We start from the raw sequence: 24,210 nt of genomic DNA, 5'->3' as shown, positions 1-24,210 counted from the left end.
ATGTGAAACTTTCCGCCGCGGCCATGACCTGGTCACGCTCTCGGCGCTTCGCGGTCATAAGCGCGGCGGGTTTACGAAGCACGGCCACCATCCAGCACTATCGAGCCCCGACCGGCTCGCTGACCGACAAGACGGCAGCCGCACTACCCCTTGACCCACGTTCTCCCGTTCGTGTACCTAAGACGCTTTTTGTTTACTCCGGACAACGCGCCAGGCAAATCGCGGCAGCGCCAGTTGGCGTCGCCAACGCTGGGGCTGCCGGAGCAGCCGGTATAACCATTCCAGGTTTAAGCGACGAATCCATGCCGGCGCGCGTTTGAGTGTCCCACCCCAGATGTCGATGCTGCCGCCCACGCCGATGCCAACGCAGGGCGGCAGGTCTTTCAGGTACTCAAAAATCAGCTTTTCCTGGCGCGGCTGCCCCAGCCCCACCAGCCATAGATTGGGTCGGAAACGCTCGATTTCCGCCAAGATCTGCGGCCACTCCGCAGTCTCGAAGTAACCGTGGTGGCCGGCAAACTCGCATTCCGGGTAACGACGGCGAAAAGTCTTCAAACAGGCGGAGAGCGCCGACGGAGTGGCGCCCAGGATAAACACGCGCAGCGGCTGCTTCCGATCCAACGCGGTGGCCAGCAAATCTTCCACCAATTCCACGCCCGTCACCCGCTCCACGCCGCGCAGGCCCATCCGTCGCGCTGCCCAAACAATGCCAATGCCGTCCGGGGTAACGAGATCCGCCACATGCAAAATCCGCTGCAGCTTTGTATCCGACAACGACTGCATCACCAGCTCCGGGCCCGCCGTGACCACCATGCGGCGCGTGCCCTCGGCCATCCAGCCGAGGATCTGCTCCACCACGTGGGTGCGCGGCATCAGGTCAAACCGGACCCCCAAAACGTGGATATGTTCGGCCGTCCCTGTCATCGTGCCCAGCAACACGGCATCCTCTCCCGGATTTCAGCTTGTCCGCAGCCATTCCACCCCTCAGTATACACCAAATCCGGGAGAGGTTACGGGCTTACTGAACCGCGCTCGATCCGGCCGCGAGCAGCGGCAACAGCGGGTTGATCTGGGTGTGCTCGACGGCCCGGTCAATGCGTAGTGAAAACAGCTCCGGTTGATCCAAGTATGCGGTGTGTCCATCCGTAGTCGTCACCCAGGCGTCGACAAACGAATACAAGCCGTCGTGGTAATCAAACGCAAACCCGCAGTTGGATACGGCCTTACCGTGCCACGTGTACGAGTGGGTGGGGCTGAGGTTGATGTACAAGGTCTCTGGGTCCGCAGGCGCCGAATCGCGGGTTTGCGTCACCGCCCCTGGGACACCGGTAACCCGTCCATCCGGCGTAATCGTCAAACGCATATCGCCTGGGGTAGCCCGAAAGCTCTGCCAGACCTGGCTGTTGCGTGGCAGGATGCGGATGTAGCCCGTAAACCCGTTGGGAACGGATAAGGTGAGGTCCAATCCCGGGTTGGGCATCCGCGCCGCTTGCTGGGCCAACCCGCGCAGACGCGCGTCCAGCGCCTGCCGCGTCAACCCGAACGCGTTCTGGAAAGCCGCATCCGCCGACACGCCGGATCGCAACCGTTGAAAGTAGCGCGGGAGTCTAGATTGACCGCGTGTTTGGAACAACTCCGCCACAGCCAACCAATCCTGCAGTTCCAAGTCATATGGGGCCGATCCGCCCAGCAGTGCGGACTCGCTGTTGGCCAAGGGCACCCACTTGCCGTCGGTGGCCGCCTGGACGACCGTCTCCGCCAACTGCCGGGCGTATCCGTTGTAGGCGACGGACGATTCCATGCGCCGCTCAACGGCCATCCCGGTGTAAACAGCCAAACCTTCGTTCATCCAGCTCGGTACCTGCCCGACGTCCTGGTTGAGCACGACGTGGACCAATTCGTGTCCGAGCGTGTTGCCAAGATCCGGTGTGGACGTGTTTTGATACATCGGAATGAGAATCAGAGAATCCTGCGTAAACCCCCCCGTATCCTGACTGAGCTCCCGGGCGTCGGAGACGGACATGCCGGCTTGCGCCAACGCCTTTGTGTACGCGGGTTTGCTGCTGGCCAGAAGGATGTTGACGGGGCTTTTCAGGTGCAGTTGCAGCTGTGACGTCACCTCGTCGACAATGCCACCCTGGTTTAACAGCCGCTTCACGGTTGCCAACTCGGTGGCACTGACGCCTTTGTCAAAGGCGCGGACGCGAACCTGGGAGAGGTCGGTCGCTTGGGTGCGTCCGTTGGTTCCGGGTTGGGCTTGGGTAACCGAATTTGCGCCGGCGGGGGCCGTCTGACCCGGGGCCGTTGTGTTGCCGGCCGTCGTCGTTCCAGATGGCGCCGGGGTTGGCTGAGCCGCGCCGCCGCTTGTCTTGGGTCCAAACCCCGGCAGCAGTGGGGCCAACAGCCGCGCGACCGCCCCCGGGTCGTACTGGTACCATATCGCCGTCCCGGACGCCGCCGCCAACAGCAAAGCAAGCACCGAAACCCCTGCATGAAACGCCCTGCCCGACGACTTTGGCATGACCTCACCCCACTCAAAAATGGCCACCCGCAGCGACCCCTGCATGTGTGCCGTTCTCGCGCAGAAGGAAACCTAGCTTCAGTTTGGCCGGGAAACCGAGGGTTCAGACCTGCTCGTACACGCAACATCGCGTTTGCTCGTCAAAAAATCCGAGTCGTGGCGTGCAACTTTTCGGGCTTATCGCGATATACTATAAGCAGGAGGGCATAGTTGACACTCCTCCTTGCCGATGTTATAATCACATCGGCACCAAATATCTTTTAGTACGATGGTACGGCGCAGGAGTACGGAGAAGTACTTGGCTCTAGTACGATGGTACTGAGTGGGAGGCATTACTTGTGCAAGGAACTGTAAAGTGGTTCAACGCGGAGAAGGGCTATGGTTTCATCCAGATGGAGGGCGGCAACGACGTGTTTGTTCACTACACCGCTATCCTGGGTGAAGGTTTCCGTACTCTTGAGGAAGGCCAGGCTGTCGAGTTCGACGTCGTCGAAGGTCAGCGCGGTCCGCAGGCTGCCAACGTCCAGAAACTGTAAACTTCTCTGAGTTGCTCACATCTGAATCGAATCGCCCCGCGTATGCGGGGCGTTTTTTGCGTCGATATTGACGATTCGTGTCGAATCTCGCAGGCACCGCCCGCATGCCCCTACATACGACGGCGCAGGCGCCCAGGCCCCGCTGCCCAGGCCCCGTTGGGACACCCGCACCGAAACGGCGATGACCGGATTGGGGATTGGAGAACCGCTGGCCTCTATCTTACCGGGCCAGCACCCTGACCACCTTGTCCAGATTCGCGACATTTGGTGTCCCGATACCCACGGCCGGATCGTCCCCTTTCTGTGCCTGCCAGTACCAGTTGGTTCCCGCCGTGATATCGTTGAACGGACGATCCGTCCCGTACCCGGAGCCGGACCGAGCAATGGCGTACAGCAGTGGATTGAGCAACCCGAGGCGGCCGTGCACGCTCTGGTCAAGCAGGGCGGTGATGCCACTCATCTGCGGCGCGACGAAGCTGGTTCCTCCCCAGCCGGCTCCCCAGCCCCCATCCGTAGTCGAGTAGACGAGATAGCCGGTTTCTGGATCGGCATCCATCGAGAGGTCGGGGAGATTGCGGCCCGCAAAACCGCTCGGCAGGTCATACAGGTCCTCATCCGTGGTGTTATCGACGAGGCTTTGGCCGCTGGCCGACACCTGAATCCCCGCCAGGCCGCGCTGGTACCAAGGCAGCGCCCAATACGTGCTCACGCCACCGCCGCCGCCGACCGGAAACACCCCGTCATAACCGAGGTTGGCCAGGTAGTCCCACGCCCATGGACGCTCCTCCGAAATCGTAACCGTCCCCTTCTGGAACGTATGGGTAAAGGGAACCGTCGTTCCCCCGGCCGCCGTGATGAACGGATCGGCCGCAGGCGCATCGACTGAGAGCACCTTCGAGAAATCGGGATAAGGCAAGTCGCGGTTGACATCATAGGCGCCCGCGTCGCCGCTGGCCGCGAACATCGACTGCCCCTGCACCGCCGCCTCCATAAACACCTGATGAAACGCCTTAAGCTCGCTGGTATAGTCGACGCCGCCGTTGAGCGCCGCGTTGTAGAAGATCTCCGGCAAGCCCCAGCTCACCGAAAGGCTGTCCGCCTGGTTGTCGGAAACGGCTTTGTAGAACGCATCGATAAAACCGGCGTCGGTGTTCGGCGCGTCGTAGACGAGGATGTGCGCGTCGGGGGCCAGGCCACCGGATTGTTCGACATCCAACGTGGTTTCGCCAGATCCGGCATCGGAGCTGAGTTCCCCGCCGCCGTCGACATGCACCTGGGTAATCCGGTTGGGCTTATACTTTAGGCCAATCGCATCCCAATACGTATAGGCGTCACTCGGTTCAAAGTCGGCCAAGGTGACGATGCCAATGGTTTGGCCTTTGCCGGTGATGCCTGTTTGATACAGCGGATTGACATCGTACATCTGCGCGGTGTCCCCCACCGTATAATCCCCGGGAATGCCGGTCGCGGTGCTTCCGTCCTTCGGCAGCACAACCGGAGTGGTCTGCCCGTCCACCTGCTTGGCCTGGGTATTCATCGGACGAGCCAGGGCCTGCGTATCCAGACCCAAAATCGCCAGGACACTGTCGGTCAGTGCACGTGGAATCTGCGGGCGCCGCTGCGGCCTATGGAATCGCTTGCCGTCCTGCGTGTAATCGTGCAGCGAAGTATCGAAGACTGTGTTGAACTGCCGAGCTGTGCCCTCAACCTTCAACAACAGGTTGTTTGCATAGACTTGCTGGACATGTAGCCCGTTGGCTTCCAGGTAGCGGATAACGACATGGATCTCCTGGTTCGAGGGGGCAAACCGACGCTGGAACTCGCGCACGGAGAGGAAATGCCGATACTGCGGATTTCCGGCTGTAGAAACTGCCTCGGCGTAGCGAGTCAGAGCGTCTGCATTCCTTACTTTGAGGACGATTGTGGCTGTGATAACCTGCTGCCCGCTGGTCGGACCGAGGTCCTTCGCATCCGCTGGCGCCGGCTGGTTGTAAGATGATGCACTCGTACCGGTGTTGTCTGCCGCCCATGCGGTTACGCTTCCTCCCACCGGGAAAACCGTCGTGGCCAATGTCAGCGCCGCTGGTGCGACCAACAGAGCCCATCCCTTCTTCACGGCAAAGCACCCCCATATTCGGTATTCTGTATCACATTCCCTTTTGCCGAGCGTTGCAAGTTTATTATATCTATGTATAAAGTCGAAAAATATCGAATTAAGGCAAGGTAGGCGCCTGTTTTTCCAGGCGCCCTGTTTCTCGTGGAATTCCGTGGGTCTTGCCAGCTGGATGCGGTGTCAATCCGCCAAGGCGACGATGGCGTCCGCCAATCGCTGGAGCGAATCGAGCTGCGTCTCGCAGCCGGCTGCATTCGGGGCCTGCGCGCCCAGGTAGAGTTTCAGTTTCGGCTCGGTACCGGACGGCCGAACCGCCAACCAGGAGCCGCCGGCAAACTGATAGCGCAGGACGTCGGCCTGCGGCAGGGTCAACGGCTCGGCGACCCCCGCCCCGTCGGCCCGGCGGCGTTCACGCACCTGATAGTCCTCGATGACCTCCAAGACCAACCCTTCCGTTTTGGGTAGCCCCTTCGCACGCAGGCGCTGCATCACCGCCTGGATGCGCGCGAGTCCATCCACGCCTGGCAGGGTAACGCTGACCAGCCGCTCCTTGAACCAGCCGACCCGGCCGTATAGTTCCGTTAGAGCGTCGAGCAAGGTGTGGCCCTGCATTTGGTGATACGCCGCCATCTCGGCAATCAACAGGCAGGTCTGGACCGCGTCTTTGTCGCGGACAATGGGAGCCGCGAGGTAGCCGTAGCTCTCCTCGTACCCGAACAAAAACGTCTTTTCACCGCTCGCTTCGTAGTGCCGAATGCGGTCGCCGATGTACTTGAAACCGGTCAAGGTGTCCTCGGTCCCGATGCCGTACGTGCGCGCCGCCGCCGCTCCGAGGCCTGAGGTGACGATGGTCTTGAAGACCACCCCGTTTTCCGGCAGCTGGCCGCGGGTGCGCCGCTGGGAGAGGACAAAGTCGACCAACAGACCGCCCACCTGGTTGCCGGTCAGGAGGTGATACTCGCCATCACTCCCGCGCACCGCGATGCCCACGCGATCCGCGTCCGGATCGGTCCCCATGACTAGGTCCGCCCCCCGCTGCTTGGCCTCTTCGATGGCGATGGCCAGCGCCTCAGGCTCTTCCGGGTTGGGGGAACGGACGGTGGAAAATTCGCCATCCGGGGCCTCCTGGCTGGCGACCACATGCACGTTCTTGTACCCAGCCTCAGCCAACGCATCCCGCACAGGGTGGTTGCCGGTGCCATGTAAGGGTGTGTAGACAATCTGCAGGTGCTCACGAGCCTGAGCGGCCACCGCCGGTTCCCGGACCGCTTCGACGACGGCGGACACATAGGCCTTGTCCACGTCTTCGCCAATCCAGGTCAGGAGTTTCGCCGCCTTCGCCGCTTCTTCATCCATCCGTGGAATCGCGAACAGGTCCTCAATCGCCGCGATTTCCGCCATGACCTTCTCGGCGTCATCGGGCAGGATTTGCCCTCCGTCCTCGTTGTAGACTTTATAGCCGTTGTATTCGGGCGGATTGTGACTGGCGGTAATCATGATACCGGCGACAGCGCCCAGCCTCCGCACGGCGAAGGAGAGTTCTGGCGTAGGACAGAGGTGTTCGAAGACATAGGCCCGCACCCCAGCTGCGGCCAGGACACAGGCGGCCTCCAGCGCAAACTCGCGGGACATGCGGCGACAGTCGTACCCAATCGCGACCCCGCGCTCTTTCGCCTTCTCCCCCTGCTTGACCACCCAGCGAGCCAGCCCGAGCGTGGCCCTGCGGACGGTGTACACGTTCATTCGGTTGGTGCCCGGGCCCAGCACCCCGCGCAGGCCCCCAGTGCCAAACTCGAGGTCTCGATAGAACGCATCCTCAAGCACATCAGGCTGCCCAGCAAGGGCTTCCAATTCCATCCGCAGCTCCGGCGGATGTCCTGGATAGTTGAGCCACTGTTCATACCTGGTTTTTACGTCCACGTCGCATTTCTCACCTCGTTCAATGATGCCTGCACGTTTAGGATACCCGTACAAGTACAACTCGATCATGCCGGATTGCCGGGCGCATGGCAAGGCGCATGCCAATGCGTAAGGGACAAAAGTCCGATGTTTTCAACGGATTTCTATGTTTAAATGGAAGCAGTCCACAAAAAAGAACCACAAGCCATCCGCTTGCGGCCCCCGCGCTTTGACCGTCATAGGCTTTGACCGTCACAGTGTCGATGTGTGTGAAAACGGCGTCGGTGGAATCAATCCATCGTTGGGTAAAACGGCTACCACGGCGGCAAACGTCGCCAATGCAGCCACGAGGCAAGCCAGCTTGCGCATGTGTGTCACCCCTTCCAACTTGATGAACATACGCAATAGACAAGGGGGAATGCAAGATGACAGATACCGATCGCGAACTACTTGCGTTCGTCATTGGCCACCGTATTCGCAGTCTGCGGCAACGGCGGCGCCTGTCGCAAGCGGACCTGGCTCACGGCATCGCCAGCCAATCCCTCATCAGCCTGTGCGAAAGCGGGCGTCAGCTGCCCTTGCCCGATATGCTGCAGATGATTGCACAACGGCTTCAGGACGACACCCTGGCGGCCTACGCCGCGGCGCTCGAGGCCAACGATCTCTCGTTTACCAGTACCATTACGACCAACCATCAACTGCTCTTAGAAGCCCTTGCGTCTCTGCGCGGGCACTGGCAAGACGTACACGAGCGCATTGCGATGGAACTCTGTCAACACTACTATACGACGAAGGATTTCGCGACAGTACAGCAAATCTGCCGGATGATTTTCGATCACACCCACGATACCCCGGCCTATGCCAAGGCATGCTTCTACTACGGCAGCAGCTGTCTCTACCAGCATGACGAGGAACAAGCGGAACACTGGCTGGTGCTGGCGGAGGAGCATTTGACAGAACACGACAACCCGATATACGCCCGGCTTTTGTATAATCTGGGGTACACGTATACGGAACGGAACAACCCAGTGATGGCGTTGTGGTACGCGCTCCGCGCGGCAGAAGCGTTTCAAGCGCTGCAAGACCTTCCCAGTTATGCGAAAGCGCTCGCACTGCTCGGGGTCATTCAGGTGCGGGCCAAGCGGCCGGACGACGGTCAGAAATCGTTGCTTCTGGCCTATGATATTCTGCAGCGCTGGAAAGGTCTCTCTGCCGATAAGGGACGCATCGCCTGCAGTCTGGCCGCCGCCTGCCTGGAACGAGGTCAGATTACGGAGGCCAAGACCTGGTCGGAGCGCGCCTTGGCAATGGGTCAATCCGCCAAGGACCCCCTCTGCGTCTGCATCGCGTTGCGCAATCTGGCGTTGGCCCACGAGTACACCGGCGATATAGAACAAAGCGAAGCCACCCTCAACCGCGCGCTGGCCACGGCAGAGGCGCACAACCTGCCCAAAACCGCCGCAGAACTCTTGCTCCTGCGCGCTGAACGCGGAACCGACGGTGAGCAGCGACTCGCAGACGCCAAGACGGCCTTAGATGCCGCCTTGCCCACCCAAGACCACGTACTCATCGGGATCGCCGCTGAAATGGTGGCTGACCTGCTCGAAACGAGCGCAGGACCAACAGTTCAGGATATCGCCTGCGAGGTCAACCGCCATCGTAAACTGGCGCTGTCTCACTACCGGGCCTACATCCGCCGCGTAGCCTACGAGTACCCTGGAATTCACCACGTGCCTAGCGCACCCGAACCCCCTGACTCATCCTTTGACCGATCCGGCCAGTAATCCGCGGACAAAGTACTTGCCGAGGAAAATGTACACGATGAGCGTCGGCAGCGCCGCCATGATGGCGCCGGCCATCTGCACGTTCCACTGGACAATCTGGCTGCCGGACAGGTTTTGCAGAGCCACCATACCGGCTGGTGCGGCGGCGTGGTCAAGGTCGCCGCAAACAAAAATTCGTTCCAAACCTGCGTGAACTCCCAGATTCCAATGACGACAAACCCAGGGATGGACAGCGGCAGGATGATGTTCCGGAAAATCCCCCAGTACCTGTTCCCGTCGATGCGCGCAGCCTCTACCAGGTCATTCGGAATGCCCACATATTGATGAGCGCCTTTAGCCCATCCGACTCGCCGGCACCGGTCCACCAGCTGAAGATCTACACCTGTTTGGTGCCGCTTCCGCTGGTCTTTTCACTGGTATTGCCGGAATTGCCTGTCGAACTTGAGTTGTTGTTTGACGCGCTGCCGCAAGCGGTGAGAAAAAGCGCCACCAGTGCCACGGACGAAGCAGCGAGCATTCGGCGCATCCGCATGACGTCGCCCCCTTTTGTTCTGACACACGGTCGGCGTTTCGCTTGACTTCGTTTCTATAATGTGCAGAAGTAGTATTGCAAGAACTGTAGGAGGCCTCTGCCGGTGCGCATTCGGCACGCCCGAAGCGTGGTCTCCGCCACCCTCTGATCTATGCCGAGTTCATCAAGCCCTGGAAACGTTGGCCATGTACCTCGGCATCGGGATCGCGAACATTGTGAACGCACTCAACCCCGGGGTTGTTCTAATTGGCGGACAGATGGCCAAACTGGCCGACGAGCTGGGGCCGAGACTAGAACGCGTGTTGGCTCGGCGTGCATTGGCTGGAAACCGCAGCACTCCGATTGACTTTGTCGCAGCCGACGCCGTCGCCGATGGCGCGGCGGGGCTACCGTTATGGCAGACGGTATTTGCGGATACCGCACGCTGGCCCACAGAGAGGCTGGAGACCACCAATGAAAAAGGAGACGGTAAACTTGGAGAACCGATATCAAGCGGCAGTATTGACCGCCAGTGACGGCGTGACGGCAGGAGTACGGCAGGATAAAAGCGGGGATGCGCTGCAACGGCTGCTTGAAGAGAGCGGGTTTACGGTCAGCGCCAGAGCAGCGACTCCCGATGACCTGGTCACCTTGACCGATACGCTCAGGCAATGGGTGAACGATTCCCACATTCACCTGGTGTTGACCACGGGTGGAACGGGAGCCGGGCCGCGCGACGTGACCCCTGAGGCAACAAAATCGATTATCACGAAAGAGCTGCCGGGGGTTGCGGAGGCCATGCGGATGGAAAGCCTGCGCCACACCCCGTTTGCGATGACGTCCCGACAAGTGGCGGGGATTGCCGGTGACACCATCATCATCAATCTCCCAGGCAGCGAAAAGGCGGTTCGCGAGTGTTTCGCCGTGATTCGGCCGGTTCTTCGCCATCTGGTCGATTTAGTCTGCGGCGATACGGAGCATCGAGGCTGACCTTCAGCAGCCGAGACGCTGACGGAGCCAGTGAGCCCGTTCCACGTACGGCCGCTGATCGTCATTCAATTGATAGAATTCCTCGACCTGCATCCAGCGCCGTTCGGCAATTTCCGCGCTGGCCGTGAAGGGCAACTGCGCAATCGACGTGGCGAGCAGCACCACATCAAACGTGTAGACCGCCGGTTCGGCTTCGACAATCCATTCCGGTCGAACCTCGCAGCAGGCCTCCTCGCGCACCTCGCGGGCAGCCGTTTCATAGACCGACTCGCCCCGTTCCATCAGGCCGCCCGGGAGCCGCCAGGGCGGGTCTCCGTAAGTGTGGCGGAGCACCAAGAGCCGATTTGCGTCATCAAAGACGACCACCGCCACGCCTATCGGGTATTGACGCTTGACCATGCGCACCACTGGACTTGTTAGCCAACGCGGCATGTGGGCATAAGTCTGCACCACAGCCCGCTGCCAAAACGACGAACGGCCCATGACACGCCCCCTTATCGAGTGAGAAAACCCCGGATGGTGTCAAGGACCTCCGTTTCCCACGCGTGTCCGTCAAACGTGTGATTGGCCCCTTCGACGATATGGATGGTGGCCCGTACTCCGTACGCCTCATCCCGGTACTGTTCCGAGACCTGATAGGGCACCGTTTCGTCGTTTTGGCCATGAATCAAGAGGACCGGCCCCTGATAGCGCGCTGCTCTTGGGTAGGCGTTGAGACCCCGCAAGTCGTCCGCAAACGCACGCCCGACCAGATTTCCGGCGTGATCATACACCTTTGCGTCCGGATCAATCGGCTCATTGGCCTCCATGTAACGGACAATCCCCGGCATGTTCCCAGCCGGTGCGAGCAAAATCAACCGCCAGACGTCCTCGGGTCTGTCCCCCGCCACCAGGCTTGCTACCAACCCACCCATGCTCAGTCCCAAGAGCACGATACGATTCGCGTCGACGCGCGGGTGTTGTTTGACCCGGTCGAGAATCACATGCGCGTCGGCGATCTCGGTCGACAACGTCATGTCCTCGAAGTTGCCGTCGCTCTCCCCGCTGCCCATAAAATCGAAGCGAAAGCTGGCGTAACCGATGCCTTCCAACATTCGGGAGATTTTAAGAAACATGCGGTGGGGTTCCAGGCGGTTGCCGGTAAACCCATGAAATAGGATGACGGCAGGGTATCGCTCGTCCGGGGTGTCCGGAATGTGTTCCATTCCCCGCAATGTGGCACCGTGACTTACGAGTTCGACAGCTCGCTGCATGGAATCGTCCCCTTCTTGGCAAGGTCGTCGGATACAGAAAGGCCGAGTGTTACGCATCTTTTCTCATCATTATGCCGGATTTTGGACGACATGCCAAAGGGCGCAGGACAAATGGGGATACCGTATTCGAATTGACTTGACGAATGTCAGTTGATAGATATCCCCTTCTCACTATATAAGGGATATTGACACTAGATGAAACAACAATGACCACAGCCGGATGCAAACTTGTTTCCTTCGAACAGAAACCTCACTTCAACAGCGGTTCGGCCTTCTGTCGAAACTCCTTTGCCCCTTGCTCTGGTGTCTCCTTTTCGTAAAGCACCACCTGGTCGATATCCGTCAGGTCCTGGAAGATTTCTGCATAATTCGTTGGATTGTCGGGATCGATGGGGCTACTGTGCTTGGAGACATAATCGATGTAGTCGTACGTCTCCGTGTTGATCTTCGACAGATGCGGCCTTAGCTGATCACGAATTTTCGCAGATACTGGAACGCCCCACTCCGTTTTTAAGACTTTGGCCGCTCCCAGGTTGTTGATGAAGAAATTGATCAGGTCGGCGGCTTGCTTCGGATGTTTCGAATTCTTGCTGATGGACAAGAACGCCGAGGACTTCAGATAAAGTCCTTTCTCTGCGTTGGGCCCTGGTGGCGGAGCCAACCTGAGATTGAGATGGTTGAACACGGAGAATTGAACCAGCTGGTTGGACCAACGCAGGTCGAAGGCGGCCTTCTGTTGCGCCAGGGGTTCCATTTCCGTTCCTTGGATTTGTTGAATGGCATCCATATTCGGGGCCGCGCCCGATTTGATTAATTCGAGATTGATATCCCAATAGTCCGACAACAAAGAGTCACTAAAGCCTAAACCGGTCTGGTTTTTGTTGAACAGATGCTGCCCGTGCTCGCGAATGTACAGTTCCGGTGCAAACGATCGATCCAACGTCCGTGCCCCATAAATCCCGAGCTTTTGATGCACTATCTCGGACATTTGGATAAAGTCGTTCCACGTCCAGTTGGGCTTTGGATCCGACAATCCCGCCTTTTTTAGCAGACTCGGGTTGTAAAGAATCGCAAGCGCGTTCGTCGCAATCGGGATACCGACCTGTTGACCGTTCATAACGCCCTGCTTGAGGAGCTGTGGGTTGATACCATGGACGTCAATCTGACTGTCCTGCATGTAGGGTTGGAGATTGGCCAGCGCGCCCTTGGACGAAAACTGAGTCATCATGGGCCCATAGTTTTGCAACATCACATCCGGTAGATTATTCCCCGCGGCCTCGGTACTGAGTCTTTGCGTGTACCCGCTGTATCCGGTGAATTCCGTCTGTACCTTCACGTTGGGATGCGTTTTTTCATACAGTTGAATGACCTTCTGCATGTCGTTGTCGATGGTTTGATCGCCCCACCAGGACATCCTCAAAACAATCGTCTTACTGCTACTATTGGCCCGCGATCCGCTGCTTCCCGCGGCAGTTCCCCCGCACCCAGCGAGAAGAACTGCCGATAGGGAAACAAGCGATGCCACTCTAGCCCCTCGTTGCATACTACCGCCCCCTTGCGCGTCGATCCGCAGTCTGGCCGCTTTTCATTGGACCTTAGGGTCCCATCCGGCAAGATAGTGCGCTATTGTAAACTGCTGCGCCTGGCCTGACGTCAACTGCGGGACGTCGTCCGCCACTTGGCGCGCACCTGGTCCGCGATTGTGGTATTCATAGAACCTCGCATCCCGCCACGCAAACGGCGGACTGGTCCAATCGCACCAGTGCTCTGTGTTGATGGCCTTCGAGATCCATGTATTCCGAACGGTGACCTGCGCTCTAGAACCCGTCGTCCCATATTGCGGCCATGGGCGGCCTAGGTAATAACTTTCCGGGGCAAGTGCCCTATCGCTGGTGATACGACTGTTGACGATAAGGAAGCCATAGTTCTGATCCGCGGGTGTGCTGGCAGCGGTAACCGTTCCCCCTAAATGTGCTAACGCGTGGATAACATCGTGGTCAAAGACCGCGGTGGCCGATCCGAAGATGAAGTCGACAGTGCCTTCGATGTAGTCGCGCTCGTATACCTGACGGGCCAATTTGCCGGACGAGGCCGCCGCGTACAGGGTGTCCTGACGGCCAATAAACCGGTCATTCACGTAGACTACCTTGTCCCCCGTGGTTTTGACGGCGACCGCTTGCTGGTTCTTGATCTCCGGATGGGCGTTCGGATCGAACGCGTTTTCAAAGGTTACATTGCGAGCGGTAAAATTCGACGCGTCCACTGTCACCGTGGCGCTGCCGGATGTGCCGTATGATTTCCCATCCGGGCCCAGCATTCCATTGGCGTGATCGTCGACAAGGACGACATCCTTTGGGTTGCCAGTAGCTCCAATCAAGGAGACCTTAAGTTTCGAAGAAGGGATATGAACCGTCCCCCAGTAGGTCCCTTTTTTCACCAAGATGGTATATCGAACATCGCTGTTGTCCGGAACCGCGTTCACCGCGTCTTGTATCGTTGTAAACTCACCGCTGCCGTCCGCTGCGACGACCAGTACTGGACCGTGCTTGGGATGAGTCTGGGGAACACCCCCGCGGCAGAAAGCTGGATTTGTCGCCTGTTCACTATCCGCTTTGGCGTATACGGGCATCGCGCTAGTCGCCATAAGCACAGTCAGGCCTGCGACCACGCTCCAACAAGACCAATTCCGAACGTCCATGTCCATCCTCCTTCGCATCCCCTAGGAAGGCGGAACTGTGTCGGATGCGGGCTCGAAGTGCTCCATTCTGCACTCTGGGCACTACCGGCGACAATGAACGACCATCGTCACTTCCTTGGCAGGCGGCTGTTCAGTTTTCCGGCACCCGCCTTTGCCAGGACCTGTGCGGGGACGGAAGGCGTCGGATCGATGTGCGTGAAATACTTTGGCTGCCATCCGACATCCGTGCTCAGAGCCGCATCTGGGTGCTCCTGGTTGTACGCGGCCACGACATCGACCGGGCGCGCCTGCTCACCACTTTTCACCCAGGTCCCACTGGCGTAAATCGTGGTGCCTCCGTAAGCCCCGATGATGCTGGCCGGGTCAAACCCAGCAGGTGCAGAGAAGAAGTTGTTTTGTGCGTAGATCTTGGACTCTTTGCCGACGCCCCACGCGTATAGGAACGGGTAATCGGCATCTTTTGTGACCACGTAGTAGTTGTTGTATACATGCACTTCGCCGTAGCGGACCCGCGGCATTCGTTCGGTGGTATCCTCATACAGGTTGTGGTGGAAGGTGATGTGCAGGTGCTGACTATCGTGATACGTGTCACTGTCCGTGCTGCCAATGAGATTGGTCTTATCGTGATCGCGAAATACGCTGTATGAGACGGTGACATAATCCGCGCCATTGGTGATGTCTACTTCTCCATCATGGTGCTGATACGGTCGCCCGAAGTAGGTCGGATCCTGGTCGTCCGGGTGTGCACCATCACTGAACGTATCGTGGTCAATCCAAACGTGGCTGGCTCCTTTGATGGTGATGCTGTCAAATTCGGAGTTCCAATTGCCAGTGGCCCCATCGGTGGGATCCCACTGCGGGAAGTAGTCGTATGCGTCCTCAAACTCAATGTTGCGGATGATGACATTGTCCACGCCGGGTCCAAGGTACAGGTTGCCGCCGACGATGCGCGCATCGCGGCCCACCCCGACAATGGTGGTGTTGGAACCAACGTTGACCATAATCCGATCCCGCTCGTTGTTCTCGGCTTTTGTTCGTGCATTCTCAAGGGGTCCGGACGGTCTCTTTTGGCGTCCCCAGGTGTCCGGGTTGTAGGCCTGGAGATACCCCTCCAGCGTGTACCCAGTCCCTTGCGCGTAATAAGCTTCCGGATCCGGCAGCGGGCGATTGGCATTATCCACATTCATGTGGATGGTGCCGACCACGTAGATGATCTTTGGTGTGCCACTCCCCCCTTCTAACGCCTGAACCAGCTGCGAGCGATTATGTACCACGTACACGTGATCGCGTGTCGCAGCGGCTCCGCCTGTGGTGCCCGTGGTTGCTGCGGCCCAACCGTCATTTGGCGGCAGCACCTTGTGACCGAGGTCCACTGCCTTGTACGGGTGCACGGAACGGTTCGGCGCGGACGCCGTAAGTTTTGACACTGCCCCCACACTCGGCAAGCCCGCTCCTGTCCAGAACAAGGAACTGCCAACGGCCAACGCAGCCATACACGATTTGATCACGGTTCATCTCCTCCTTGCGGTTTGTCTGAGATATCCCCGGGCAAGCCATATCCGTGCCACGGATCCATATCCTCATCGCGCCAACCAGCCGCCGTCCACGACCAAAACGTGGCCATTCACGTAATCGGATGCCCGCGAAGCCAAAAAGATTGCGGCTCCCACGAGGTCATCCGGCTGACCCCAGCGCCCAGCCGGAATCCGTGCGCGAATGGAGGCCTCTCTGTTCGCGTCCTTGCGCAGCGCCTCCGTGTTTTTCGTCTCGATGTAGCCCGGCGCGATGGCATTCACCTGCACGCCAGACGCGGCCCACTCGTTCGCCAGAGCCTTCGTCAGGCCCGCTACCGCATGCTTACTGGCGGTGTAAGCCGGAACTAGAATCCCCCCTTGGAAAGACAACAAGGAAGCGATGTGGATGACCTTGCCCCTTCCGCGTTTCAACATCGGAGCCGCCACCGCCTGCGTCACCCAGAACAACGAGTTCAGATTGACGTTGAGGACCTCGTTCCACGCCTCCACCGAGTACTCGGCCGCGGGAGCGCGGCGGATGATGCCGGCATTGTTGACGAGGATGTCGATGGTACATTCCGACAGCAACCCCCCGAGGCTGTCCCGCACCTCATCCGGGTTTGCCAAGTCAAGCGTGACGGTGCGAAAACTCCGCCCGACGGCGGCTACGCGTGACTCCGTCTCCACCATGTCACTTTGGTGGCCGAGCAGGATGACGTCCGCTCCGGACGACGCAAGCCCCACCGCGATGGCTTGACCTATCCCCGTCCGCGCACCGGTCACCAACGCGATCTGCCCGCGCAAAGAGAATAGGGAATCGAGATAAGACATCTTCTCCCCAACCTTTCTCAACGCAGCTCATTCAGCGAGACCGGATCCATGTCTTGGAATGTGTAGTTCTCGCCGGCCATCGCCCAGATAAACGTGTAATGGCTCGTGCCCACGCCCGCATGAATCGACCAGCTGGGAGAGATGACCACTTGCTCATTGGCGACAACCAGGTGGCGCGTCGCATTCGGACTGCCCATCAAGTGGAAGACCCGGGCACCTTCGTCCAAGTCGAAGTAGAGATAGACCTCGGAGCGGCGGTCGTGCAGGTGGGCCGGCATCGTGTTCCACAAGTTGTTCGGTGCCAAAACCGTCATGCCCATCATCAGTTGACAGCTCTTGATACCGCCTTCGTGGATGAAGCGATAGATGATCCGTCGATTGGACTGAGCATCGGCACCCACGTGCTCCGGCTCCGCTTCGGCGAGCGTAGCCTTGCGTGTGGGCAGGGCGCGGTGGGCAGGTGCAGAAACCAGATAGAACCGCGCCGGATGCTCAGGGTCCGTACTCGAAAACGCGAGTCTACGCCGTCCCAGACCCACGTAGAGGCATTCCCGAGGACCCAGGTTGTGCGTCTCGTCATCGACGTGGACCGCGCCTTCGCGGCCGATGTTGATGATGCCCACTTCCCTGCGCTCGAGGAAGTAGTTCGTCCTCAGCTCAGGGATGTTTTCAATCACGATGGACTTCGCCAACGGCGCCGCGCCGCCGAGGAGCATGCGGTCGTGGTGCGTGTAGACCAGGTGGATTTCCCCCGCCTCGAACAGTCCCTCGACCAGGAACTCTTGGCGCAGTCGTTCCGTCGAGTACTGCAACGCGTCTGCAGGATGACTCGGATGACGAATTTCCATTTTCATGCACAACTCCTTCCAGGATTTAATCTCCAATGCATGCCCCGACAACCCTACAAGTACGCATCCGGACAACTTTACAAGCTTTCGACTTGCCAGTCTGGAATCGCGATAGGCCGACCCTCCTGGACTGAACGCCAAACTGCCTCCCCAGCTGCGACGGCGTACGCGCCGTCCAAACTGCCCGACAGGATTGGATAGGTGCGGGTCGAGTCGAGCCCAAGGAAGAGGTCCTCCTGAAGGACCGGGTCTCCCCCACCGTGGCCCCCTGCCCGGTGCACAACGTGAATGGTCTCCTTGCTCCCAAACAGCGGAAAGAAATCGACGGTCTGCACGGGCGTCGGAAACGGGACGCGCGAGGGCTCGTGGTATTCCTTGGTCTCGATGCGCCCCCGCGTGCCGTTAATGGCTAAGCGATAGCCTTCATACGGCAAGGAAAAATTGACTGAATAGGACAGCATCGCTCCCTGGTTGTAACGAGCAGTGACCACGTACGTATCCTCGATATCAATCTCCGAGTCGAACATGCACGCATCCCTGCGATAGTCGGTATACGCCTCATCGGACGGGACCACCCGAACCGTTCCCAGATGGTCGTCCAAGACAGCGCCACGTCCGCTCCGCGTGCTCCAACGCCGATAGTAGGCGCACTCGTCTCGCACATCGCAGGTGCCGCAGTAGCGGCCATCGCTGCGGTCTGGATTGTACTCTGAATCCGGTCCGTAGTAGTTGCGGGCTCCGTACGCAAAGACCTCGACCGGGCGCTGATTGATCCACCACTGAACGAGGTCGAAGTGATGAGAACTCTTATGAATAGACAATCCTCCGGAGTGTTCACGCCTGCGATTCCAACGCTGAAAGTAGCTCGACCCGTGATAGGTGTCGATGTACCAGTTCAAGTCTACGGACGTAACTCGTCCCAGACGCCCTTCCAAGATCAGTTCCTTAATCTTCCTGTGCACGGGGTTATAGCGATAGTTGAACGTGACCGTCACTTTCCCACGGCTCTGCGCTTCGGCGGCGAGGATGCGGCGGCAGTCCTCGGTGTTGGTCGCCATCGGTTTTTCGCTGATGACATCGAGACCCTTCTCTAGCGCCCTTACGATGTACTCGGCGTGCGTGTCGTCCCGACTGGCGACGATGACCGCATCGGGCTTGGTCTCGGTAATCATCGCATCAAACTGATAGGGCAAATACTCAGGAACCGAGCCCAAGCTCGGATAGCGCAGCTTGCACACCTGGTGCCTGCGGGAGTCCACGTCGAGCAGCGCAACGACAGCCGCAGAGTCCGAAAACGTCTCTACGATGGGACCAATGAACATGTTCATGGCGCGGTCACTGACCCCGCATATGGCATACGTTTGCATAGCCGTCCCTCCTGTCCTCCGCGCCATCCATGTCCCATCGCTCCATCTCCACGCTGGCCAGGATGAACGCCGCAATCGCTTTCGGATCGTTCACGACGATCCGTTCGTGCACGTAGTAATCAAAGCTGCCGTCCCGGTATGGGTCTCCGCCGAGTCCCGCGACCGCATTACAGAATTCAAGCTGCGGACGTCCGGCTTCGTCCACGTGTAGAGCGTGCGTAAGTAGTCCGTGGTACGCCCGTTCCGCAGCCGGGAGGAACGAGTCCTGTAGATAGTGGAGACGAACGCCTTTGGCAAGGGCATACACAAACATCGCAGAGCAGGAGGACTCCAAGTAATTCCCTTGCCGCTCAGATTGGTCCAACACCTGATACCAAAGGCCGCTCACGCCATCTTGGACTGCGACGACCGCACGCATCAGACGGTGGAAGATGCCGACCAGTTGCCCACGCCGAGAATGATCGACCGGCAGGAAATCCAAAATGTCGACGATGGCCATGGCGTACCACCCCATGGCACGACCCCAAAACACCGACGAACAACCGGTCTTGGGATCAGCCCACCGCTGCTCCCGGCTCTCATCCCATCCGTGATACAGTAGACCCGTCACTCGGTCGCGGGTTTGCCGCTCCATGGTCAATGCGTGCTCCACCGCCACGTCAAACCATGCGGGCTGCTGAAAGGTTTGCGCATACTGGGCCAGGAAAGGCGCCGTCATATACACGCCGTCCAACCACATCTGATACGGGTAGATCTTCTTGTGCCAGAATCCGCCCGTCTCTGTGCGCGGTTGTCCGCGCAGTTGACAGAGCAACCGCTCGATGGCGCGCCGGTACCGTTCCTCACGGGTTTGCTCATATAGGGTGAACAACAACTTGCCCTCCTGGATTTGGTCGAGATTGTAGTCTTCCAAGACGTACGTACGGATCAATCCGTTCATGTCAACGAGGCTGTCCAGAATGGCTCGGATGCGTTCGAAGTACAGGGCCTTCCCGGTCCGTCGCCATACCGCCTCAACGGCGCGCAACACGCACCCGCTCTCGTAGTTCCACGTCTGGTGTAGGTCATCGCTCCACGTAAACTGATGCTCTATCCACGCCTCGACCAGACGCTCCGACCAGAACATGCGTGATTCCGGTGTCATCGCAGTTTCCCTCCTCGCCAATGGGGTTGCTCCGACCGGCCGACACCTTGCGGTACTCAGAAGGGGTATACCCTGTGCAACGCTTGAATACCTGACTGAAATAGGGTGCATTGGGCCCGAAACCGACCTGTTCCGCCACATCCGCTATCGTCAATCTCGGTTGTCCTCGCAAGAGGTCCTGTGCACGTTGGACACGGACCGTTGTGAGAAAGTCAGTAAAACGAACGCCCGTCACCTCGCGAAAAACCCGCCCCAGGTAGTCGGGGTTAAGATAGAAGTGCTCGCGCGCGAGTCGGGAAAGGTTTAGCTCCGCATCGCTGTACTGTTCTCGTACATGCTCGACAACCCGCTTCACCAACTGGTTTTCATGTGGTTTGGAGAACACCGCGTACTCACTTGTAACCTGCAGCGCCGCTGCCTGAATGTCCTGTTCAATCTCGTCTAGCCAGACGTCGGCGATGCGCGTGCCAATCCGCCGCAAAGAAGCCAGCATCGTCTCCTTCCGTACGTGCCGGCCCAGGGCGACGACCAGTTCCAAGCAGGCGGCCCTTGCCTCAGCGACGGGAGCGCGGGCGGATCGCAATCCGTCGAAGAACTTAGAAAGCGATTGTTGCACGCCCGCGGTATTGCCGGCAATGACCGCATGGACGATGGCATCCAAGCTGTGCTTGAGCGGTGGCAAAGATGACGCGGGTTCCCAACCGTCCTCCGGCGTGAGAATCCTCCCAGACCCCAAATAAAAGCGCTGTTCCAGACACGCACAGGCCTCTCGATAGAGACTTGAGAGCTGCACCATATCCGCTTCCTCGCTCACGGCGATGCTCACGCGCTCCCAGGGGGATATCTCCTTGAGCAGCTTCTGTAGTTCGGACCGGAGACGCCCCGTGTCCGCCTCCTCCACCACAAACAACCAGTGATCTCCAAGCCATGCGTCGGCCACGCGGCGTAAACCAAGCCCTTGCCGCCACATGACATGGGCGGTCATCTCCTTCACGAACTGGGGTAACGCCTCTCGCGCATCACGGCCATCCGCGGTGAACACCAGGAGTCGGATGCGCCGTCCCAGCCACCCCAAGCGCGTCATCTGCTGCCCGAGCGAATCAGTGACGACCCCAGCGAGCGTAATCAGTTCGCGCAGCACCTGCTCCTCCATCTGAAGTTGCAGCCCCTCCAACTCCCGCTCCATACGCAAGACATGTTGACGGTTTTCGCGGCGTTGATCCAACTGCTCTACAACGTCATCGAGGACTTTCGTAATCTCATGCTCATTGCACGGCTTGAGCAGATAGTACTGCACCCCCATCGCCATCGCGCGCCGGGCAAACTGAAACTCTGCGTAGCCGGACAGGACCACGAAGACCACGTCAGGGTCTTCTTCCCGTACCCGCTCAATCAACTCCAGTCCGTCCATCCCTGGCATCTTGATGTCGCAGATGACGATGTCTGGATGATGCACACGGATCTGCTGCAGTGCAGCCGTACCGTTGTCCGCCAACCCTACGAGAGAGGTTCCGTGATCCTGCCAAGGTACCAACTGCGAGATGGCTGTCCGTACAATCGGTTCATCATCACAAAGCAAAACCTTGTACATACTCTCCCCCCACCTTGGCCATGCGTAGAATCACGGTTGTCCCTTGGCCTCGGACACTCTCCACAGACAGGCCATAGTCTTCACCAAACACTGCCTGAATTCGACGGTCAATGTTCCGAAGGCCGATTTTGTTCGACGTTGCTTCGCCAACACCGGACAGGGACTGGGCGAACACGGTTTCGTCCGCCCCCGGCCCATCGTCGACGACCATCACAAGCAGGTCTGAATCGCATTCGACGGCTCGAATCCGTATCGACAACTGCCCTTCAACCTTCTCCAGGCCGTGTTTGATGGCGTTTTCAACCAAAGGCTGAATCGTCAGTTTGGGAATCTGACAGGCCTTTAGGGCGTCGTCGATCGCGATTTCACAATGTAGGCGATCTCCAAAGCGCACCTTCTGGATGGTCAGGTAATTGCCGACAATTGTCAACTCGTCCGCCAGTGAGACCAACGTATCGTGACGGTCCGTCATTTGCCGCAGCAGGCTTGCCAATGCCTCCACCATCCGCGAAATGGTGTCCTGGTGGTTCATCCGCGCCAACCAATTGATGGAGTTTAACGTGTTGTACAAGAAGTGAGGATTGATCTGCGCCTGCAGGGCCTGGAACTCCGCCTCCTTGACCAGTAACTCTTTTACGTAGTTCTCCTCAATCAGGTCGTTGATGCGCTGCATCATCAGGTCAAAGTTGGTGTACAGCTCGCCGATTTCGTCGCTAGCCACCCCGTCGGGCGTCACGTGTTGGGGCGACATGTTGCCCGCCTGAACTTCCTTCATCCGCTCTGTCAATTGCTCCAATGGCCGACTGACGCGCCCAGACAGACGGCAAATGATAAGCAAGGTACCAAGAGCCAGGGCTACGTCGGCGGCGAAACACCCCAGCCGCAGCTTCCAGATGTCGTCGAACAAGGCGTTGTACGGAATGAAACTGAAATAGTCGAACTCCCCATCCCGCATCCGGGCGACGAAGTCGCGATGGCCAGCCACGCGCAGGATGCCGTAAGTGCGGATGCGGCTTGGCAGATTCACCGCAATCGCCTGCAGGTCCGGGTCAGAGGCGTACACCAACTTCCCGTCCTTGTACATGAGCAGTCCCTGACCAGCCGACAAGTCTAGGTATGTGCGGACCAGTCCATCAAGGTTGACCTTCATCTGCAGCATGCCGAGCTCCTCTTGGCCCAGACTGGCCTCGCTGCGAACGTCCCGCACCGACAGCAGGGTCGGCTGGGAGCCTCCCGTCGTCTCCCACACGTGAGCCCCACGCGCCTTTCTGGCCTGGGCTTGTTCGACCGTACTCAAGGATTGAATCTGCCCGTTGTTCCCGGCCGTGAAATGCACCCCGTCCCGACTGACCAAATCGATATAGTCGAGAAAGTGACTGTCCTGAAAATAGGACGTGATGCGTTTGTACAAGTTGCCCTTGCTGACATACGTGGCGTAGCTCGACGGATTGTCCAACATCTGCTGTAAGGTTTCCTGGACACTGTCGTCCGTCATAATTTCAAACGACAGGTCGCCAATCCGTTCCAATTCCCGATTGATGATGGACGATCCAACATTCAACTGCCCCTTGGCTTCGGCATAAAGGTTCGCGTCATAATGGCGGATCACGACTTCCAGCAGTCCGAGAATCACCAGGTTGTAAAGTACGAACAGGGTGGCAAATACCAGGAACAGCTTGTGACGGATCTTTATGGTTCCTAACTTGGCATCCATCTTGAACCTGAGCATACCCATCGAATCTGTCCTCACCGTTTAAAGATGGCGTACACCCTATCCTTTCAAGCCACTGGTCGCAATCCCCTCCATGACGTAACGTTGAAAGATAAAGAACACAATCAGAATCGGGACGAGACTGGCGACAGACATCGCGAACAGAGCCCCCCAATCCGTAACTGCGTCCGGATCGGAAAACATCTTGAGCGCCAACGATACGGTGTACAACTTGGGGTTGCTGAGGTAGACGAGCGGACCGATAAACTCCTCCCAACGCCAGTAGAAACTGAAGATGGCGCATGTTACAACAGCTGGCACCACCATCGGGAACACAATGCGCAGAAACGCAGTCCAACGCGTGCATCCGTCAATCACCGCCGCTTCTTCCAAGTCCCGTGGAATGCTGCGTATGAATTGCATGATGAGAAAAACGAAGAACGGCGTGCCGAAAAACGTCGGTAAGATTAACGGCAAGAACGTGTTTAGCCAGCCGAGTTTGTTGAACAGGATATACTGGGGAATCATGACAATCTCGGGCGGCAGCATCATCGTCAACATCATGCACACAAACCAAAACTTACGCCCAACAAAACGGATGCGGGCGAAACCATAGGCAATTAAGGTCGACGAAGTGACGCTACCGATGGTGCTCCAGATGACGACGACCAGCGAGTTTTTGAAGAAAGTTGTGAAGGAAACCCCAGCGAATCCCTTCCACCCCTGGATGTAGTTTTCAAAGTGCGGGTTTTTCGGAATCAAGGAGGATGCGGTTGAGAACACCTCCGGGCCGTTCTTCAGTGAGCTGCTGAGCATCCACAGGACCGGATAAATCATGACCAGCGTGATCAAACACAACAGCGTATAGTTGACAAATGCGTACTTGCGGGCTGCCATAC

General features: G+C 58.5%; 21 protein-coding genes and 1 pseudogene. 5 read left to right on the top strand and 17 right to left on the bottom strand.

Annotated elements, in window-relative coordinates; genetic code table 11:
* Window positions 1–177: 177 nt before the first annotated feature.
* Both H522_RS0113605 and H522_RS0113600 read right to left on the bottom strand, forming a co-directional pair.
* The gene (locus tag H522_RS0113605; RefSeq protein WP_245578120.1) at window positions 178–939 is read right to left on the bottom strand and encodes a WecB/TagA/CpsF family glycosyltransferase; all 762 of its coding nucleotides are present in this window, start codon (window positions 937–939) and stop codon (window positions 178–180) included.
* A 79-nt stretch (window positions 940–1,018) separates the two neighbouring features.
* Window positions 1,019–2,548 (bottom strand): gluzincin family metallopeptidase, encoded by a 1,530-nt coding sequence (locus H522_RS0113600; protein WP_035453974.1) that lies wholly within the window; start codon window positions 2,546–2,548, stop codon window positions 1,019–1,021.
* Between the two features lie 311 nt (window positions 2,549–2,859).
* Here H522_RS0113600 and H522_RS0113595 point away from each other — a divergent pair, with 311 nt between their 5' ends.
* On the top strand, window positions 2,860–3,057 hold the full coding sequence (locus H522_RS0113595; protein ID WP_026962745.1) for a cold shock domain-containing protein: 198 nt from the start codon (window positions 2,860–2,862) through the stop codon (window positions 3,055–3,057).
* A gap of 220 nt (window positions 3,058–3,277) precedes the next feature.
* On the opposite strand, the gene H522_RS19485 is transcribed toward H522_RS0113595, so the two are convergent.
* Entirely contained in the window at window positions 3,278–5,173 is a 1,896-nt protein-coding gene (locus H522_RS19485; protein ID WP_051344276.1) for a S53 family peptidase, read from the bottom strand.
* A gap of 177 nt (window positions 5,174–5,350) precedes the next feature.
* Window positions 5,351–7,090: a phospho-sugar mutase gene (locus H522_RS0113585; RefSeq protein ID WP_026962744.1), complete on the bottom strand. Its 1,740-nt coding sequence runs from the start codon at window positions 7,088–7,090 to the stop codon at window positions 5,351–5,353.
* A gap of 404 nt (window positions 7,091–7,494) precedes the next feature.
* Here H522_RS0113585 and H522_RS0113575 point away from each other — a divergent pair, with 404 nt between their 5' ends.
* Entirely contained in the window at window positions 7,495–8,853 is a 1,359-nt protein-coding gene (locus tag H522_RS0113575; RefSeq protein WP_026962743.1) for a tetratricopeptide repeat protein, read from the top strand.
* On the opposite strand, the pseudogene H522_RS19480 reads toward H522_RS0113575, so the two are convergent.
* Window positions 8,827–9,146, bottom strand: a pseudogene (locus tag H522_RS19480) (carbohydrate ABC transporter permease); the annotation flags it as partial. The gene H522_RS0113575 and the pseudogene H522_RS19480 overlap by 27 nt on opposite strands.
* 30 nt (window positions 9,147–9,176) lie before the next feature.
* Between H522_RS19480 and H522_RS21590 the strand changes: the two are divergent.
* Genes H522_RS21590 through H522_RS0113555 form a run of 3 tightly spaced genes read left to right on the top strand, consistent with a single transcriptional unit; the run spans window position 9,177 to window position 10,354 of the window.
* Window positions 9,177–9,431 (top strand): hypothetical protein, encoded by a 255-nt coding sequence (locus H522_RS21590; protein ID WP_026962741.1) that lies wholly within the window; start codon window positions 9,177–9,179, stop codon window positions 9,429–9,431.
* A 13-nt stretch (window positions 9,432–9,444) separates the two neighbouring features.
* Complete coding sequence (locus H522_RS0113560) at window positions 9,445–9,900, top strand: ROK family protein (RefSeq protein ID WP_155836439.1); 456 nt, start codon at window positions 9,445–9,447, stop codon at window positions 9,898–9,900.
* A complete protein-coding gene (locus H522_RS0113555; protein WP_026962739.1) occupies window positions 9,860–10,354 on the top strand; it encodes a MogA/MoaB family molybdenum cofactor biosynthesis protein in 495 nt (164 codons plus the stop codon). The genes H522_RS0113560 and H522_RS0113555 overlap by 41 nt, the downstream gene beginning before the upstream one ends.
* A gap of 3 nt (window positions 10,355–10,357) precedes the next feature.
* On the opposite strand, the gene H522_RS20660 is transcribed toward H522_RS0113555, so the two are convergent.
* From H522_RS20660 to H522_RS0113495, 12 genes are all read right to left on the bottom strand, one after another.
* The gene (locus H522_RS20660; RefSeq protein ID WP_051344274.1) at window positions 10,358–10,837 is read right to left on the bottom strand and encodes an NUDIX hydrolase; all 480 of its coding nucleotides are present in this window, start codon (window positions 10,835–10,837) and stop codon (window positions 10,358–10,360) included.
* Window positions 10,838–10,848: 11 nt separating this feature from the next.
* Window positions 10,849–11,607: an alpha/beta hydrolase family protein gene (locus H522_RS0113545; protein ID WP_026962738.1), complete on the bottom strand. Its 759-nt coding sequence runs from the start codon at window positions 11,605–11,607 to the stop codon at window positions 10,849–10,851.
* A gap of 250 nt (window positions 11,608–11,857) precedes the next feature.
* Complete coding sequence (locus tag H522_RS0113540) at window positions 11,858–13,132, bottom strand: ABC transporter substrate-binding protein (RefSeq protein ID WP_162143515.1); 1,275 nt, start codon at window positions 13,130–13,132, stop codon at window positions 11,858–11,860.
* Between the two features lie 60 nt (window positions 13,133–13,192).
* The gene (locus H522_RS19470; RefSeq protein ID WP_051344273.1) at window positions 13,193–14,305 is read right to left on the bottom strand and encodes a pectinesterase family protein; all 1,113 of its coding nucleotides are present in this window, start codon (window positions 14,303–14,305) and stop codon (window positions 13,193–13,195) included.
* Window positions 14,306–14,412: 107 nt separating this feature from the next.
* Window positions 14,413–15,813, bottom strand: coding sequence for a pectate lyase family protein (locus H522_RS0113530; protein WP_245578119.1), 1,401 nt, complete (start codon window positions 15,811–15,813; stop codon window positions 14,413–14,415).
* Window positions 15,814–15,885: 72 nt separating this feature from the next.
* Window positions 15,886–16,650, bottom strand: a complete 765-nt coding sequence (gene kduD / locus H522_RS0113525; protein ID WP_026962735.1) for a 2-dehydro-3-deoxy-D-gluconate 5-dehydrogenase KduD — start codon at window positions 16,648–16,650, stop codon at window positions 15,886–15,888.
* A 17-nt stretch (window positions 16,651–16,667) separates the two neighbouring features.
* Window positions 16,668–17,498 (bottom strand): 5-dehydro-4-deoxy-D-glucuronate isomerase, encoded by an 831-nt coding sequence (gene kduI, locus H522_RS0113520; protein WP_026962734.1) that lies wholly within the window; start codon window positions 17,496–17,498, stop codon window positions 16,668–16,670.
* Between the two features lie 77 nt (window positions 17,499–17,575).
* Window positions 17,576–18,865 carry a Gfo/Idh/MocA family protein gene (locus H522_RS0113515; protein WP_026962733.1) on the bottom strand — a complete coding sequence of 430 codons (1,290 nt, stop codon included), beginning with the start codon at window positions 18,863–18,865 and terminating at the stop codon, window positions 17,576–17,578.
* Window positions 18,834–20,009, bottom strand: a complete 1,176-nt coding sequence (locus H522_RS19465; protein WP_162143514.1) for a glycoside hydrolase family 88/105 protein — start codon at window positions 20,007–20,009, stop codon at window positions 18,834–18,836. The genes H522_RS0113515 and H522_RS19465 overlap by 32 nt, the downstream gene beginning before the upstream one ends.
* Window positions 19,930–21,600 (bottom strand): response regulator transcription factor, encoded by a 1,671-nt coding sequence (locus H522_RS0113505; RefSeq protein WP_026962732.1) that lies wholly within the window; start codon window positions 21,598–21,600, stop codon window positions 19,930–19,932. The genes H522_RS19465 and H522_RS0113505 overlap by 80 nt, the downstream gene beginning before the upstream one ends.
* The gene (locus H522_RS0113500; protein WP_026962731.1) at window positions 21,578–23,335 is read right to left on the bottom strand and encodes a sensor histidine kinase; all 1,758 of its coding nucleotides are present in this window, start codon (window positions 23,333–23,335) and stop codon (window positions 21,578–21,580) included. Before H522_RS0113500 ends, H522_RS0113505 begins: the two co-directional genes overlap by 23 nt.
* A 36-nt stretch (window positions 23,336–23,371) precedes the next feature.
* Complete coding sequence (locus H522_RS0113495) at window positions 23,372–24,208, bottom strand: carbohydrate ABC transporter permease (RefSeq protein ID WP_026962730.1); 837 nt, start codon at window positions 24,206–24,208, stop codon at window positions 23,372–23,374.
* Window positions 24,209–24,210: the final 2 nt, after the last annotated feature.

It is taken from the genome of Alicyclobacillus herbarius DSM 13609, from assembly GCF_000430585.1.
Taxonomy (GTDB): domain Bacteria; phylum Bacillota; class Bacilli; order Alicyclobacillales; family Alicyclobacillaceae; genus Alicyclobacillus_G; species Alicyclobacillus_G herbarius.
Note: the sequence above shows the minus strand (reverse complement) of the source record. Positions and strands in the feature narration are given on the sequence as shown.

Excerpts from the sequence above, each read along its gene's own strand:
- H522_RS0113545 (WP_026962738.1), bottom strand. The coding sequence starts at position 11,607 with ATGCAGCGAGCTGTCGAACTCGTAAGTCACGGTGCCACATTGCGGGGA.
- H522_RS20660 (WP_051344274.1), bottom strand. The coding sequence starts at position 10,837 with ATGGGCCGTTCGTCGTTTTGGCAGCGGGCTGTGGTGCAGACTTATGCC.
- H522_RS19470 (WP_051344273.1), bottom strand. The coding sequence starts at position 14,305 with ATGGACGTTCGGAATTGGTCTTGTTGGAGCGTGGTCGCAGGCCTGACT.
- H522_RS19465 (WP_162143514.1), bottom strand. The coding sequence starts at position 20,009 with ATGACACCGGAATCACGCATGTTCTGGTCGGAGCGTCTGGTCGAGGCG.
- H522_RS0113495 (WP_026962730.1), bottom strand. The coding sequence starts at position 24,208 with ATGGCAGCCCGCAAGTACGCATTTGTCAACTATACGCTGTTGTGTTTG.
- kduD (WP_026962735.1), bottom strand. The coding sequence starts at position 16,650 with ATGTCTTATCTCGATTCCCTATTCTCTTTGCGCGGGCAGATCGCGTTG.
- H522_RS0113515 (WP_026962733.1), bottom strand. The coding sequence starts at position 18,865 with ATGCAAACGTATGCCATATGCGGGGTCAGTGACCGCGCCATGAACATG.
- H522_RS21590 (WP_026962741.1), top strand. The coding sequence starts at position 9,177 with ATGAGCGCCTTTAGCCCATCCGACTCGCCGGCACCGGTCCACCAGCTG.
- H522_RS0113560 (WP_155836439.1), top strand. The coding sequence starts at position 9,445 with ATGTGCAGAAGTAGTATTGCAAGAACTGTAGGAGGCCTCTGCCGGTGC.
- H522_RS0113500 (WP_026962731.1), bottom strand. The coding sequence starts at position 23,335 with ATGGGTATGCTCAGGTTCAAGATGGATGCCAAGTTAGGAACCATAAAG.
- H522_RS0113505 (WP_026962732.1), bottom strand. The coding sequence starts at position 21,600 with ATGTACAAGGTTTTGCTTTGTGATGATGAACCGATTGTACGGACAGCC.
- H522_RS0113575 (WP_026962743.1), top strand. The coding sequence starts at position 7,495 with ATGACAGATACCGATCGCGAACTACTTGCGTTCGTCATTGGCCACCGT.
- kduI (WP_026962734.1), bottom strand. The coding sequence starts at position 17,498 with ATGGAAATTCGTCATCCGAGTCATCCTGCAGACGCGTTGCAGTACTCG.